We start from the raw sequence: 13,260 nt of genomic DNA, 5'->3' as shown, positions 1-13,260 counted from the left end.
TATATCCGGAATAAGCTTAAGCTTCCTCTTCCGGGATATCCTGGGTATCCAGCGCTGCATCCAGCAGCTGATTGTACAGATCATCGTCATTCTCCAGCAGCGCATCGACTTCCAGGAACTGCTCCTCACTCCCCGGCTCCCCGGCGAAGCTCAGGCTGTAATCCCATTCGGTTCCACGGGAACTGTAGAAAGTAATCTCATAAGGGGAACGGTGATTCTCTAATGTAAATACCGTTCTCCCCACAAAACTTCTATCCTCTACGCGTTTCATTTCTGCTTTGGTGATTTCCAGGTTCATCCTCTTTCCTTCCTTTCATCTGATCATGCCCACAATATTCAGTATAACATTGATATGTCAGCATTTCTCTTTCCTTTTGCGCTGTAATTGACTTTTTTCATCCGGCGGTTAATAATTTAGTACAATGCTTATACAGAGCTAAAAATAATGGTAATGGAGGAAATGTCAATGACTGAAACAGAGCTTCAGGACAAGCTAAGTAAATACGCTGATTTAGCAGTTCAAATCGGTGTGAATATTCAGCCGGGACAAATCCTGGTCGTGAACGCACCGATCACTGCGGCTGAGTTCGTCCGCCTGATTACGGCCAAGGCGTATGCCATCGGCGCAAGTCAGGTTAAGGTGAACTGGAGTGACGAGTTCATCACCCGCCAGCAGTTCGAGCATGCGTCGCCCGAAGTATTCACCAAGGCCCCAACCTGGTTTGCCGGTGAAATGACCGAGCTTGCCGAGAACGGTGCCGCCTTCCTGTCGGTCATTGCCGAGAACCCGGATGCCCTCAAAGGCATTGATCCTGAACGGATTGCCAATTTCCAGAAGACACGGGGCGCAGCACTTACAAAATACCGCGACTTGCAGATGTCCGACAAGGTTAGCTGGAGCATTGTAGCGATTCCGTCCCAGCCTTGGGCAGACAAGGTATTCCCTGATGTCCCTGCTGACCAGCGTGTAGACAAGCTGTGGGAGGCTATCTTCCATACTGTCCGTCTGGACCGTGAGGACCCTGTTGCCGCCTGGCAGGAGCATCTCGACACACTTGAGTCGAAGGCTAATGTTCTTAACGCGAAGAAGTACGCCAGCCTGCATTACATAGCACCTGGAACTGACCTTAGCATCGAGCTGCCTGAAGGCCATCTATGGGCGCAGGGGGACAGCATCAATGCCAAAGGTCATTCTTTTGTCGCCAACATGCCAACGGAAGAAGTGTTCACAGCTCCGCTGAAAACCGGCGTTAACGGTACGGTCCGCAGCACGAAGCCGCTCAGCTACGGCGGAAATGTAATTGACGGCTTCTCGATCACTTTTGAACAGGGCCGGATTACCAGTGTGAGCGCTGAGCAGGGCCAGGAAGCCCTCGAATATCTGATCAGCCTGGATGAAGGCGCCAAGTATCTGGGGGAAGTTGCACTTGTGCCGCATCAGTCGCCGATCTCGGAATCAGGGATTCTCTACTTCAATACCTTGTTCGACGAGAATGCCTCCAACCATCTGGCTATTGGCACCGCCTATGCCTTCTGTCTGGAAGGCGGCAAGGAAATGAACCAGGATGAACTGACCGCCCGCGGCCTCAATAACAGTGTGACTCACGTTGACTTCATGATCGGCTCGGCCGAGATGGATATCTACGGAATTACCGCTGACGGTACACGCGAGCCGGTCTTCCAGAAGGGCAACTGGGCCTTCTAACCCCCCCTTATAAGCTATTGCATTTCATTAGATAATGAATGGAGCTGAAGCTATTGCTGGATTTCAACCAAAAGCTGGAGAATTACGCACTGCTCGCTGTAAAGATCGGCGTTAATATCCAACCCGGCCAGACCCTTGTCGTGAATGCGGATATCGTATCGGCTGCACTGGTCCGCCTGATTGTACGCCAGGCCTATGAAGCAGGTGCGAAGCTCGTCAAGGTTAACTATTCCGATGAATTCGTCACCCGTACCCGCTATGATCTGGCGCCGTCCGAGAGCTTCCTTGAGCCGCCGAAGTGGCAGGCCGATGAGCTGGAGGATCTGGCAAGAGGCGGAGCGGCATTCCTGACAATCATCTCCGCGAATCCGGACTTGCTGAACGGAGTAGATGCAAGCCGCATTGCGGACCATCAGAAGACCGCCGGTCAAGCTATGGCTCCTTACCGCGAGATGCTGATGGCTAACCAGGTCAGCTGGACCGGCCTCGCCTTCCCATCCGCCTCTTGGGCCGCGAAGGTGTTCCCGGACGCTGCACCTGAGCAGCAGATTGAACTGCTCTGGAACGCCATCTTCAAGGCCGTGCGCGCAGACCAGGAGAATCCGGTGCAGGCCTGGAGTGTCCATCTGGCCGGTCTGAAGCAGCGCTGTGAGCTGCTGAACGCGAAGAAATACCGCAAGCTGCACTACACAGCTCCAGGCACTGATCTGACGATCGAATTGCCTGAAGGGCATATCTGGTGTCAGGCGGGTGCGGTGAACAGCCGCGGCATGTCCTTCCTGGCGAACATTCCGACCGAGGAAGTATTCACCGCTCCGCTGAAGACGGGTGCGAACGGCACGGTCCGCAGCACGAAGCCGCTCAGCTATGGCGGCAACATCATCGACCGCTTCAGCCTGACCTTGGAGAATGGTAAAGTGACAGACTTTACTGCTGAAGTCGGCCAGGAAGCCCTTGCTTCCCTGCTGGCTATGGATGAAGGGGCCGCCTACTTCGGCGAAGTGGCGCTTGTGCCCTTCCACTCCCCGATCTCGGAGAGCGGCATTCTCTACTACACTACCCTGTATGACGAGAATGCTTCCTGCCATCTGGCACTTGGCGCTTCCTACGCCTTCACCCTGCAGGACGGCATTAATATGAGCAAGGAACAGCTTTTAGACAAGGGCATGAACCAAAGTCTCACTCATGTAGACTTCATGATGGGCTCCCCGGAGATGAATATCGACGGAATTGCCGATGACGGCTCCACCGACCCGATCTTCCGGAATGGAGACTGGGCTTAAGCTTAATCTATGTACTATGAATGAGACCCCGCTATCTCCTCTTGAGGAATATGGCGGGGTCTTTGTGTTGAAATGAGGTCAAAGCAACCCAAACAGCCCAAATGTGAACATTCAGTCAAAGAATTTTCACAATATTGTTGAAATTAGTTCACAAATATGTCACAATACAATTATAGATAGTGTTTACAGTTCCAAAAGAGGAATGTTTTAGTCCATGAATAATCTAAGGAGGGAATTCAGATGAAAGAAACTTTCACTCATGACAACACGGATTCTATGGAAACAGAACGTCTGGAAGTCCAGGCTCCCAAAGACTTAAGTATCGTTGCCTCCGACGCCATCAAGTACACCGCCTACATCATGCTGCTGTTCGGATTCCTGTACTTCCTGGTTGCCTACCTTGGCCCCATGCTGTAAGGCTGCTTCAATATACACAAGATACGCAGTACAATCACATATTCGTAAGCGCTTACGGCCAGTCTCCTGCGGGAATGAGATTAGCCGTTTTTATTTGTATCCCATGTCAAAACGCCAAAAACGGCAGCCCTCTTCATATGAAGGACTACCGTTCTTTGTCTATTTCCAGCCCAGTGCCTTATTAATCCAGGCAACCGCCTCTTCTCTCGATCCCTCAAAGGGCGGAATGCCCGCTTCATGCATCCAGTGCCCCGAGGTTTCAAAAGAGGTGCTGTTCCAGCCATTCGGCTCTCCGTCCGCATTCACCCGTTGCTTCACGCCGGAGATTACGATATCCAGAGACCCTTGCAGCTCCGTTACTGCATTGTCAAAAGCCGTTTTCTTCTCCTTGGCCTTCATATCCGCCATAGAGCGCAGCTGGCGTGTCTCTATTCCCTCATTCGCCCGGATAATCTCCAGCAGAGTCAGTGCTTCTCTCGTGGCCAGGCCGCTCTGATACCGCTCTTCCAGAGACTGCCGGGGCCCGGACGCTGCCAAGTAAGCCGGAAGCCACTCGCGGGATACGAGCACGGCTTTTTTCTTGATGAATTTTCCGTAGCCGGCTAAGCCTTCTCCGGGAAATCTGACCCGCCAGCGCCAGGGGTCCAGCTCTGTATCCGTATGCCAATTCTCCGCCAGCGTCAGCCCGTTCACAGACGGATGCTCCGGGATCAGGGGTGCCAGCGGCACAATCCCCAGCCTAGCAACTACCTCAGCCATCTCTTCAAAGGTGGTTACATTCTCTTGCTTACCTGCTTCGCCCACGTCATTCAGCCTCCTAAATCAATCTGGCTTGTACACCAAATTAAGCTTATCATTATAAATGAGCAAATTCACTTCCTGCATAAGCTCATTAGGAGATTTTGTTTAAAAATATACCATTTTCATTACAGCCAATCTGAAAATGTTCATCCTGTAAAATCCAGGCATCTGATTTCTCGACAAAGAAATGAAAGCCTCCGATGGATTGAACCACTGCCGGATCGATCGGTGTAGCACTTGCATTGATGCCAATCGTAAAAGCATCTGAGCCTCCACCCGCATATTTTGCATAAATCCTTACATGTTGGGCCTCTGCCAAACCCCATTCATCCTTAAAAGAATCAATCGCTTGTTCAGATACCTCAAATGATATCATTTCTCTTCTCTCCTTCCCTTCCTGCAGGTTAATCACATTTTTTAACTTCCCCCCGATAGTTAGCCATTCGAAAACTGGCCCCGCATCCACATGAGGCTTTGGCATTAGGGTTATTCATGGTGAATCCGCCTATCATTCCGCTTTGTTCATAGTCAATTTCGAGACCATCGATATATGGAATACTCTTCGTGTGAACTAATAGACGGAATTTATCTTTATTGAACACCACATCCTCCTCTGTTTGCTGCTCATCCAAGACAAGGGTATAAGACAATCCGCTGCATCCCCCTTCTTCAACACCTACTCTAAGAAAAGAGTGCCTTGTATCAGCGGTTAATAAGATTTCGGCGATTTTCTCTGCTGCGATCTCACTGACCTCAATGTTCATTTTCATTCCTCCTATACAAGCTTAATTTAGTTTTGGGTCCCCCAGTCCATTAGACAAGGTATGAACGTAGCGAGAGCTACTCCTTTTGGTGTAAGTTCATACATGGTTCGTGTAGGACGCTGGGGACTGGTTCTCCTGACCAGATTATGATGTTGAAGCTCCTTTAAACGCTGGGAAAGGATTCTTTGCGTAATGGAAGGAATACTCCGGGTCATTTCGCTAAACTTCTTCGGACCGTAAGAAAGAGTGAATAAGATATGGATCGTCCATTTGGACCCGATGATGTCATAGGCTATAAGAAGTTTCTCCCTATCCTCATTGGACAATGACCGGTACACCCTCTTTCTTAGGATCAGCATTCTTGATGGATTGCGGTGAGATCCGGGTGCTGGCAATGATACTTATGATGATCAACAAGAGATGGAAGCCCATGGCTACAATTAAGCCGGATTGCAGTGACATTCCAGCAGCCTGACACACGACAAGGATGGAACCCCCAATCCCAATAACTACACCGGGTGTAAAAGAATCCGCAAATTGCAGATTTGCCGAGGTTTGGCCCGCGCCGCCTTCCCCTGTTTGGGAAAAGGCTACAACACCGCTAACCGGATGCGCCAATCCAATACCGACCCCCGCGATAATCTGACCCATAACTGCAACGGCAACAGACACAACCGGTATCCAAAAGACGATGGCAATCCCTATGGCTAGCAGAAATACCCCCAGAATAATTCTCATATGACGTCCACGGCCCTGATCTGCCGCATCCCAACGTCCTTGCACATACGCAATGATACACCAGCTTAGTGCAGCACTCGCTACGATTAAACCCGCCTGAGAAGGTGTAATTCCCTGCACATCAATTAGAGCCAATACCAGGAAATTCTGTGTGCTGGCATAGGCAGCGAAGAACAATCCGCGTGTTGCGAGAATCGCCGGCATCCCTCTTCGCAGCGTAAGTGTTCCCTTGGGCAGCAATTGACGGAGCGGTAATATCACACCTACGAGGCCAATCAGGGCGAATATAAATCCCATTATACTTGGAAGCATACTTAGACCAATCAGGAAAAGGCCTGTACCCATCGTTAAGAGTAACGCCATCCAAGTGGATGAAGATCCGCTGTCCCCTCCCGTCTGCTGCACTTTCAATTTCCTGAAAGCCGGTAAACTAAGCACTGCTGAAACAACCAGCACAGGTAAGATCCCCCAGAAAACAAACCGCCACGACCACTGATCTGCTATAAGACCTGCCACATATGGACCGAGCATGGACGGAAGAACATAGGCTGTACCAAAGGCTCCAAGTATTTTGGCACGTAACTCATCCGGGTAACTTAAGGAAATAGCCGTATACACACAAGTCATCATAGCTCCGGCACCCAAACCTTGCAGGGCCCGTGATCCAATCATGATATACATATCGCCTGCGGTTGCGGCAGCGACCAGTCCTGCGATAAACAACAGAAGCGCATATGTGAATGGTGCAGCAGGTCCTCTTTTATCTATAATTCGACCGACGACCAGTGTACCGATAATCTGCGCAAGCAGGTACGTACTGAATATCCATCCGAACAGGCTAAGACCGTTCAAGTCTCCGGCAATCGAAGGAGCAATGGTGGTTACGGATAGACCTTCGAATCCAACGGCCATCACGGACAGGATAATCCCTATGGATAGTGCAAAATAACGCGGGCTGAAAATACTTTGATGATTAGACGACATGAATGGTGACCTCCAAGAAAATTGGTATGTATACATCGTATCCGGATACTTAGTAAACATTTTTGTTTATAATGTCTAGGCTACATTCGGCCTTTGACTTTGTCAACATTTTTATTTAAAATGTAGGGAGTGATGAAGCTTCAATAGCTGCAAAAAGGAGGAGCACCATGAGCCGGAATGAAATCAAAAAGGATGTCTCCACCCGTACCCGAAGAGCGATCATTGATCTGTTAAAGGAGCGTGGGGGCATGGATGTTATGACCCTCTCCGCTCATTTTTCGCTGTCTGGAATGGCTATTCGCCAACATTTGAATGCACTGAAGGAAGAGGGATTGGTTACGAATGTGGAAGAGGCCCGTCCCATGGGCCGGCCCACCAAGCTGTGGATATTAACACCCGCAGCTAATCGTTTTTTTCCAACCGGATATTCGGATTTATCCATCAGTCTCATTAATTCGATGAAAGAGGCTTTTGGCAATGAAGGGCTGGACAAGCTGCTGGATGTTCGAAATAAAAACATGCAGGCACAATATCTCAAGCATCTTGGTACGGCATCGGATGTTAGAGAGAAATTGGAGAAACTGGCCGAGATTCGAACGAATGAAGGTTATATGGCCGAGGTTAAGGAGCAGGAGGATGGCAGTCTCTTATTCATCGAGAAACATTGCCCGATCTGTGAAGCGGCGGCTGTATGTACCGGGTTATGCAAGAATGAACTGCATTTATTTAAAACCGTTCTAGGGGAGGATATTCATATTGAACGGGGGGAGTACATTTTAAAGGGAGGCAGAAACTGTATCTACACCGTAAGGCAACATAAGCCGTGACAACAAGAGCAACCTCTTCTTGGAGATTGCTCTTTGTTGTTATTTCAGGCGTACTTCGTCCGCTCCCATACAGCGGATTCCCGCAATATAGGTATTAATCAGCCGGGTGAGTGTAACATTCAGGTCAAGCGGCATTCCAAATCCGCCTTGATGCTCCAGGGTAGACAATCCATGCAGGATACTCCGTAGTCCACGGACAGCATGCAGATTGCCTTCCTCATCCAAACCGAATGCGGATATCACCTGGATGATGAGCGACAGGATCTTCCCTCCCGCCGCTTCCAGAGCGGTGTCTCCTTGTTCGGGTGCTTTTAGCGTCGTCTGGTACAGCCCCGGGTGCGCTCTGGTGAATCCGATGTAAGCCTGACTCATGGCATGTACTGCAGCCTCTCCGCTTAGCCCCTCCGTTGCCTCCGATATGACCTCATGCAGCTGCTCCAGACCATATACCGCCATCAGTGTACGCAGCCCTGAGAGTCCGTTAATGTGATTATAGAGCGACGGAGAACGTACGCCCAGCTTGGCGGCCAGCGCAGCAAGCGTAACTTCCTCAATTCCGTGTGCGTCTGCCAGCTCTGCTGCGGCCAGTACCAGCGTGTGTGTATCCAGTCCTGCTCTAGCCATGTACCCTCTCTCCTCCCTTTACTTGCCCTTCGGCCTCCGCAGCCGCCCGCTTCATCGCCTCTATCGGAGCTACAAGCAGATCACCATGTCCTACCGCCAGTACAGAAGGGGCAAGATCAATCAGCCTGTAGGCACTCACCAAGGCCTGTTCGGGGCTCCAAGTCGCCATAGCCGGAAAAGGAAACCAGGGAACCTTCTTGCCGGACACTGCCGTGGCCCGGAAGGTCTGGAACGCATCACCAACGATCAGCGCTCCACTGCGCCGGTCCTGAAAAGACATCGATCCCGGCGTATGTCCGGGAGTGCTGAACGCTGTCAGCGAGCCGATGCTATCGCCGTCATGCACCAGAATGTCGGGCCGGGTCACTATTTTGGCGGGTACACTGCCCTTAATAGGAGTCTGCAGCTCACCGGCTCTAAGCGAGCGGTCACCAGCCAACAATGCAGCATCCCGCTCCGAGATATAGACCTTAGCCTCCGGCACCTCCTTCTTCAAGGCATCAAGCGCCCCGACATGATCCATATGACCATGAGTGAGAATAATACGGGTCAGCGGCTTACCAAGCTTGGCAACCTGGCTTAGAATGCCTTTCAAACTGTAGGACATTCCCGCGTCAATAAGTGTAAGCTCCTGTTCTTCCTCGATCAAATAACAATTCACTGGAAAAATACGCGGCAGCCACGTAAGCTGATGCAAATGCCCTTCTCTTGTTACTCTCATCGTAACTTCCTCCTCGAAACTAATCTCATTAGTTAAAATATAAACTAATTAGATTAGTTTCGCAAGAGATATTTACTCATACAAAAGTGAACGGCTTAGGCAGGGGTGTGGCGACATCCAGTCTCTGCTCCTCGTGCCAGTCCAATGTGATCGGTTTTTCGATTTCATTGGGTCCGCACGCCCTCGCTCCGCCCAATGTAATCGGTTTTTCGATTACATTGAGTCCGCACGCCCTCGCTCCGCGCAATGTAATCGGTTTTTCGATTACATTGAGTTCGCACGCCCTCGCTCCGCCCAATGTAATCGGTTTTTCGATTACATTGAGTCCGCACGCCCTCGCTCCGCGCAATGTAATCGGTTTTTCGATTACATTGAGTCCGCCCCCCTCGCGGCTGATTATCTCCTGAACAGCCAAAAACACCACCCGCATTGGATGGTGTCCTGAACGATCAGTGTGATCGAATTTGTCTATTCCCTTCTATACGCGTCCCGGCCCGTCTCCCGCTCAGCCAAACCGGCCCATAATGTACTCCTGCGTCATCTGGTTCTCGGGGTTCGTGAAGACCTTCTCGGTCTTGTCGTATTCCACCAGAGAGCCGAGATAGAAGTAGGCGGTGTAATCCGAGATCCGCGCGGCCTGCTGCATGTTGTGAGTGACGATCACGATGCGCAGCTCTTCCTTCAGCTCCTTGATCAGCTCCTCCACCTTACCGGTTGATACCGGGTCAAGGGCCGAAGCTGGCTCATCGAGCAGAAGGATCTGCGGGTTGACCGACAGCGCCCGGGCGATACACAGACGCTGCTGCTGTCCGCCGGACAACGCCAGAGCGGAATCCTTCAAGCGGTCTTTGACCTCGTCCCACAGGGCGGCGCGGCGCAGGCTGCTCTCGACGATTTCATCCAGCGCCTGCTTGCCCTTGATGCCGTGATATTTCGGGCCGAAGGCGATATTGTCGTAGATCGATTTGTAGAACGGATTGGGCTTTTGCCAGACCATGCCGATCTTTTGCCGCAGCTTGATTACATCCGTGCCTGTAGCATTGATATCGACACCGTCAATCCAGATGCTGCCCTTGGTAGTAGAGCCGGAAATATCGTCATTCATCCGGTTCAGCGAACGAAGAAAGGTTGATTTCCCGCAGCCCGACGGGCCGATCAATGCGGTAACCGTATTCTGGGCAAAAGGAAGGCTAATCCCCTTCACCGCCTCATACGTCCCATAATAAATACTCAGATCCTCCGTTTGAAATGATTCGCGTACGACTGGCTCTGCTATTCCCATCCCTTACTCCTCCTAAAAGTTCTGATAGCTTACACATTCTGACTCTTCTGCGCAAAACTCGCTTCGGAAGCCTGTGCCCTCCCTGTGTGTAACAAGCCTAGCTCATTCTCTTGGATGCAGTAAGCTTGCGGTAGATGAATCTGCCGAAGTAACGGGCAGCCAGATTGAAGATTAATACGGTCAGCACCAGTACGGCTGAAGCACCCGCTGCGATCTGAAGTGCATCCGGTGCCAGGCCTTCACTGTTGACCTTCCAGATATGCACCGCCAGCGTCTCCGCCGGACGGAACGGATTGAGCGGTGAGGATGGGCTAAGAGGATTCCAGTTGCTGAAGTCCAGGCGCGGGCTGCTCATCCCTGCCGTGAACATCAGCGCGGCTGCTTCACCGAACACGCGGCCAGCCGACAGGATTGTGCCAGTGATAATAGTCGGCAAGGCTACCGGAAGCAAGACCGAGGTGACAATCTTCCACTTGGATAGTCCAAGCGCGAAGCCTGCCTCCTTCTGCTGCTTAGGCACCGTGCGGAAGGCTTGCTCCGTGATGCGCACCATCAGCGGAAGGTTGAAGAAGGTTAACGCGAGCGCACCCGAAATCAGGGAGAACCCGAGATTGAAGGTGTTGACGATCAGCAAGAGACCGAACAGACCCACGATAATCGACGGGAAGGACGACAATACCTCCACGACCAGACGGATGAAGTTGGTCAGCTTGCCGGGACGGGCATACTCTGCCATGAAGATTCCGGCACCCAACCCCAGCGGCACGGTGATGATCAAGGTCAGCACCAGCAGGAACAATGAGTTGAACAGCTGCGGCCCGACGCCTCCGCCTGCGCGGATCTTTTGCGGCGCGGAGGTCAGGAAGTCCCAGCTAATATGATTGAAACCGCGGATCAGGATATATCCGAGCAAGCTAACCAGGATGGCTACGATCAGCAATGCAAAGGTTACGATAACGACTGTGGCTATTTTATTCGCAGTTCTCGGCTTCAAATTTTATTTCTCCTTTCGAGCATTCTCACCAGCAGGACGAATACGAAGGTCATCAGCATCAGCACCAGCGCCATACTCCACAGCGCATTGTTCTGCGGTGAACCCATCGTGGTATTCCCCATGCCCAGCGTGATGACACTGGTAAGGGTGGACGCGGACTCGAACAGGGAGTGAGGCACGAACGGCGCGTTACCGATAACCATCTGCACGGCAAGAGCCTCGCCGAAGGCGCGGGCCATACCAAGCACTACACCCGTCATAATCGCCGGGAAGGTCGTCGGGAGAATGACCCGGGAGATCGTCTGCCAGCGTGTGGCACCGAGCGCAAAGGAGGATTCTTTCAAGTTTTGCGGCAATGAAGCAAGCGCGTCTGCAGCCACGCTGGTAATCGTCGGCAGAATCATGACCGACAGCACTAGCGCGCCTGCAGCCACCCCGATGCCCTGTCCGGGCAGCGTATCCCGCAGAAATGGAACAATGACGCTTAAGCCTACGAACCCGTAGACAACAGATGGAATGCCTGACAGCAGCTCGATGACCGGCTGCAGCAGCTTTTTACCCCAGCCCGGCACAATCTCTGTCATGAAGAGCGCAGCGCAGATACTGAGCGGACTTGCGATAAGCGCAGCCAGCAGCGTGACCAGGAAGGAACCCGAAATGAACGGGAAGGCTCCATAGGAAGGTGTGTCTGCTTCAGGCGACCACTTCGTGCCGAACAGGAATTCAGAGACCTTGACCTCACCGCTCACGAAGTTGGCCACGCCTTTGGAGGCTACGAAATAGACCATGGATATAATGATGACAATGAGCAGCAGCACACAAAAGGACATATAAATACGTCCGATTAAATTTTCTATATGATGTTTTTCCAGCCGCTTGTTTGTTGGTTGTCCCCTCAAGATGCTCCCTCTTTCTAAAGTGAAAAGAGAGGCAGAGTTTATCCGCCTCTAATCACATTAAAGTTGAAATCAATTAACCTTGCGAACCGGTGAAGCTTATTTAGGTGTTACAGTACCTGCAACATCACGCGATACCTGCATTTTGGAAGCCGGAATGTAGCCAAGCTCTACCACATCGCCAGTCTGTACTTCATCCGTCAGGAAGTAATCCAGGAAGGCTTTTACAGTCTCATTGGGTTCACCGTTAGTGTACATGTGCTCGTAAGCCCATACCGGATATTTACCGGCCACTACGTTGTCTACCGAAGGCTCAACGCCGTCATAGTTTAATGTTTTCACGGAATCATCCAGGTAGGACAGTGCCAGATAACCGATAGCTCCCGGTGTTTCGCCGATCATTTTCTTAACCGTACCGGAGGAATCCTCCTGGATCGAGCCCTTCAGATCCTCGGTCTTGGTGCCAAGAGCGAAGCTCTCGAAGGTAGCACGGGTACCTGAGCTTGCCGGACGGTTGATGATCTGGATGGCCTGGTCTGCACCGCCGACCTCTTTCCAGTTCGTGATTTTACCTGTGAAAATATCCACCAGCTGCTGCTTGGTCAAGCTGTCTACGCCTGCTGCCGGGTTGCTTACTGCCGCAATCGCTACAACCGCCACCTGATGATCCACCAGCTCAGCCGCCTTCGCTGCATCCTTCAGCTTCTCTTCAGCGAATACGTCCGAGTTCCCGATATCGACTTGCTTCTCAGAGACCTGAGTCAAGCCCGTTCCGCTGCCGCCGCCTTGAACCTGAATGTCCACGCCTGCATTCGCATCCATGAATTTCTCAGCGACCTGCTCTACGAGCGGCTGAAGTGCTGTGGAGCCTGATGCCAGGACCGAACCGCTCAGCTTCGCACCGCTGCTGGATTCTGTGTTTGTAGCAGCCGGTGTATTCCCTCCGTTATTGGTTGTTGCCTTATTTCCCCCGTTGTTTCCGTTGCCGCATGCTGAAAGTGCCAGTACGCTGGTAAGAGTCAAAGCCATGATCCACGATTTTTTGAATTGCATTGTTTTTTTTCCTCCTAAAGGTTTTGTGAGTGTCTGCTGCGTTCCATCTGCTTCGTACAAAACTCACTTGGGAAGCATTATTGTGTGTCTATCAGCGTCTCTTCTGACTCTTCTTATTCTAGGGCCCGTTCGTTAGATAAAAGTACTGAGTTTGTAAACCGGAGGATAAAA

At 51.5% G+C, this 13,260-nt stretch carries 17 protein-coding genes; 4 read left to right on the top strand and 13 right to left on the bottom strand.

The features are described 5' to 3' along the window. Window positions 1-16: 16 nt before the first annotated feature. Entirely contained in the window at window positions 17-298 is a 282-nt protein-coding gene (locus MHH78_RS18965; RefSeq protein ID WP_341168408.1) for a hypothetical protein, read from the bottom strand. A gap of 162 nt (window positions 299-460) precedes the next feature. On the opposite strand from MHH78_RS18965, the gene MHH78_RS18960 reads away from it, so the two are divergent. The 3 genes from MHH78_RS18960 to MHH78_RS18950 all read left to right on the top strand — a co-directional run bounded on the left by MHH78_RS18960 (window position 461) and on the right by MHH78_RS18950 (window position 3,405). Beyond that, complete coding sequence (locus MHH78_RS18960) at window positions 461-1,705, top strand: aminopeptidase (RefSeq protein ID WP_341168407.1); 1,245 nt, start codon at window positions 461-463, stop codon at window positions 1,703-1,705. Between the two features lie 53 nt (window positions 1,706-1,758). Further along, window positions 1,759-2,988: an aminopeptidase gene (locus tag MHH78_RS18955; protein WP_341168406.1), complete on the top strand. Its 1,230-nt coding sequence runs from the start codon at window positions 1,759-1,761 to the stop codon at window positions 2,986-2,988. A gap of 240 nt (window positions 2,989-3,228) precedes the next feature. Next, window positions 3,229-3,405: a hypothetical protein gene (locus MHH78_RS18950; protein WP_155991496.1), complete on the top strand. Its 177-nt coding sequence runs from the start codon at window positions 3,229-3,231 to the stop codon at window positions 3,403-3,405. A 159-nt stretch (window positions 3,406-3,564) separates the two neighbouring features. Here MHH78_RS18950 and MHH78_RS18945 read toward each other — a convergent pair whose 3' ends face one another. The 5 genes from MHH78_RS18945 to MHH78_RS18930 form a co-directional block, all read right to left on the bottom strand. After that, complete coding sequence (locus MHH78_RS18945) at window positions 3,565-4,209, bottom strand: AlkZ-related protein (RefSeq protein ID WP_341168405.1); 645 nt, start codon at window positions 4,207-4,209, stop codon at window positions 3,565-3,567. A gap of 88 nt (window positions 4,210-4,297) precedes the next feature. Continuing rightward, the gene (locus MHH78_RS18940; protein WP_143803904.1) at window positions 4,298-4,582 is read right to left on the bottom strand and encodes a hypothetical protein; all 285 of its coding nucleotides are present in this window, start codon (window positions 4,580-4,582) and stop codon (window positions 4,298-4,300) included. Window positions 4,583-4,610: 28 nt separating this feature from the next. Continuing rightward, the gene (locus MHH78_RS18935; RefSeq protein WP_339257200.1) at window positions 4,611-4,970 is read right to left on the bottom strand and encodes a HesB/IscA family protein; all 360 of its coding nucleotides are present in this window, start codon (window positions 4,968-4,970) and stop codon (window positions 4,611-4,613) included. A gap of 26 nt (window positions 4,971-4,996) precedes the next feature. After that, a complete protein-coding gene (locus MHH78_RS33955; RefSeq protein WP_445668051.1) occupies window positions 4,997-5,329 on the bottom strand; it encodes a winged helix-turn-helix transcriptional regulator in 333 nt (110 codons plus the stop codon). Then, the gene (locus MHH78_RS18930) at window positions 5,286-6,692 is read right to left on the bottom strand and encodes an MFS transporter (RefSeq protein ID WP_341168404.1); all 1,407 of its coding nucleotides are present in this window, start codon (window positions 6,690-6,692) and stop codon (window positions 5,286-5,288) included. Before MHH78_RS18930 ends, MHH78_RS33955 begins: the two co-directional genes overlap by 44 nt. Before the next feature lie 167 nt (window positions 6,693-6,859). On the opposite strand from MHH78_RS18930, the gene MHH78_RS18925 reads away from it, so the two are divergent. After that, a complete protein-coding gene (locus MHH78_RS18925) occupies window positions 6,860-7,519 on the top strand; it encodes a helix-turn-helix transcriptional regulator (RefSeq protein WP_076086121.1) in 660 nt (219 codons plus the stop codon). 39 nt (window positions 7,520-7,558) lie between these two features. Here the strand turns inward: MHH78_RS18925 and MHH78_RS18920 are convergent, their stop codons facing one another. The 7 genes from MHH78_RS18920 to MHH78_RS18890 form a co-directional block, all read right to left on the bottom strand. Beyond that, a complete protein-coding gene (locus MHH78_RS18920) occupies window positions 7,559-8,143 on the bottom strand; it encodes a TetR/AcrR family transcriptional regulator (RefSeq protein WP_076086118.1) in 585 nt (194 codons plus the stop codon). Continuing rightward, window positions 8,136-8,864 carry an MBL fold metallo-hydrolase gene (locus MHH78_RS18915; RefSeq protein ID WP_341168403.1) on the bottom strand — a complete coding sequence of 243 codons (729 nt, stop codon included), beginning with the start codon at window positions 8,862-8,864 and terminating at the stop codon, window positions 8,136-8,138. Before MHH78_RS18915 ends, MHH78_RS18920 begins: the two co-directional genes overlap by 8 nt. 76 nt (window positions 8,865-8,940) lie before the next feature. Further along, window positions 8,941-9,294: a hypothetical protein gene (locus MHH78_RS18910; RefSeq protein ID WP_341168402.1), complete on the bottom strand. Its 354-nt coding sequence runs from the start codon at window positions 9,292-9,294 to the stop codon at window positions 8,941-8,943. A gap of 75 nt (window positions 9,295-9,369) precedes the next feature. After that, entirely contained in the window at window positions 9,370-10,146 is a 777-nt protein-coding gene (gene pstB, locus MHH78_RS18905) for a phosphate ABC transporter ATP-binding protein PstB (protein ID WP_036695365.1), read from the bottom strand. A 97-nt stretch (window positions 10,147-10,243) separates the two neighbouring features. Then, the gene (pstA, locus tag MHH78_RS18900) at window positions 10,244-11,140 is read right to left on the bottom strand and encodes a phosphate ABC transporter permease PstA (RefSeq protein ID WP_036726586.1); all 897 of its coding nucleotides are present in this window, start codon (window positions 11,138-11,140) and stop codon (window positions 10,244-10,246) included. After that, window positions 11,137-11,970, bottom strand: coding sequence for a phosphate ABC transporter permease subunit PstC (gene pstC / locus MHH78_RS18895; RefSeq protein WP_442792645.1), 834 nt, complete (start codon window positions 11,968-11,970; stop codon window positions 11,137-11,139). The genes pstA and pstC overlap by 4 nt, the downstream gene beginning before the upstream one ends. 165 nt (window positions 11,971-12,135) lie before the next feature. Next, window positions 12,136-13,089: a phosphate ABC transporter substrate-binding protein PstS family protein gene (locus tag MHH78_RS18890; RefSeq protein WP_036726583.1), complete on the bottom strand. Its 954-nt coding sequence runs from the start codon at window positions 13,087-13,089 to the stop codon at window positions 12,136-12,138. Window positions 13,090-13,260 lie beyond the last annotated feature (171 nt).

The sequence above is a fragment of the Paenibacillus sp. FSL H3-0333 genome (assembly GCF_038002805.1).
GTDB lineage: Bacteria > Bacillota > Bacilli > Paenibacillales > Paenibacillaceae > Paenibacillus_AQ > Paenibacillus_AQ silagei.
Note: the sequence above shows the minus strand (reverse complement) of the source record. Positions and strands in the feature narration are given on the sequence as shown.

Coding starts and splice junctions, on each gene's coding strand:
- MHH78_RS18935 (WP_339257200.1), bottom strand. CDS start 4,970: ATGAACATTGAGGTCAGTGAGATCGCAGCAGAGAAAATCGCCGAAATC.
- MHH78_RS18910 (WP_341168402.1), bottom strand. CDS start 9,294: ATGCGGGTGGTGTTTTTGGCTGTTCAGGAGATAATCAGCCGCGAGGGG.
- MHH78_RS18965 (WP_341168408.1), bottom strand. CDS start 298: ATGAACCTGGAAATCACCAAAGCAGAAATGAAACGCGTAGAGGATAGA.
- MHH78_RS18890 (WP_036726583.1), bottom strand. CDS start 13,089: ATGCAATTCAAAAAATCGTGGATCATGGCTTTGACTCTTACCAGCGTA.
- MHH78_RS18940 (WP_143803904.1), bottom strand. CDS start 4,582: ATGATATCATTTGAGGTATCTGAACAAGCGATTGATTCTTTTAAGGAT.
- MHH78_RS18950 (WP_155991496.1), top strand. CDS start 3,229: ATGAAAGAAACTTTCACTCATGACAACACGGATTCTATGGAAACAGAA.
- MHH78_RS18930 (WP_341168404.1), bottom strand. CDS start 6,692: ATGTCGTCTAATCATCAAAGTATTTTCAGCCCGCGTTATTTTGCACTA.
- MHH78_RS18915 (WP_341168403.1), bottom strand. CDS start 8,864: ATGAGAGTAACAAGAGAAGGGCATTTGCATCAGCTTACGTGGCTGCCG.
- MHH78_RS18960 (WP_341168407.1), top strand. CDS start 461: ATGTCAATGACTGAAACAGAGCTTCAGGACAAGCTAAGTAAATACGCT.
- pstB (WP_036695365.1), bottom strand. CDS start 10,146: ATGGGAATAGCAGAGCCAGTCGTACGCGAATCATTTCAAACGGAGGAT.
- MHH78_RS18925 (WP_076086121.1), top strand. CDS start 6,860: ATGAGCCGGAATGAAATCAAAAAGGATGTCTCCACCCGTACCCGAAGA.
- pstC (WP_442792645.1), bottom strand. CDS start 11,970: ATGTCCTTTTGTGTGCTGCTGCTCATTGTCATCATTATATCCATGGTC.
- MHH78_RS33955 (WP_445668051.1), bottom strand. CDS start 5,329: ATGCTGATCCTAAGAAAGAGGGTGTACCGGTCATTGTCCAATGAGGAT.
- MHH78_RS18920 (WP_076086118.1), bottom strand. CDS start 8,143: ATGGCTAGAGCAGGACTGGATACACACACGCTGGTACTGGCCGCAGCA.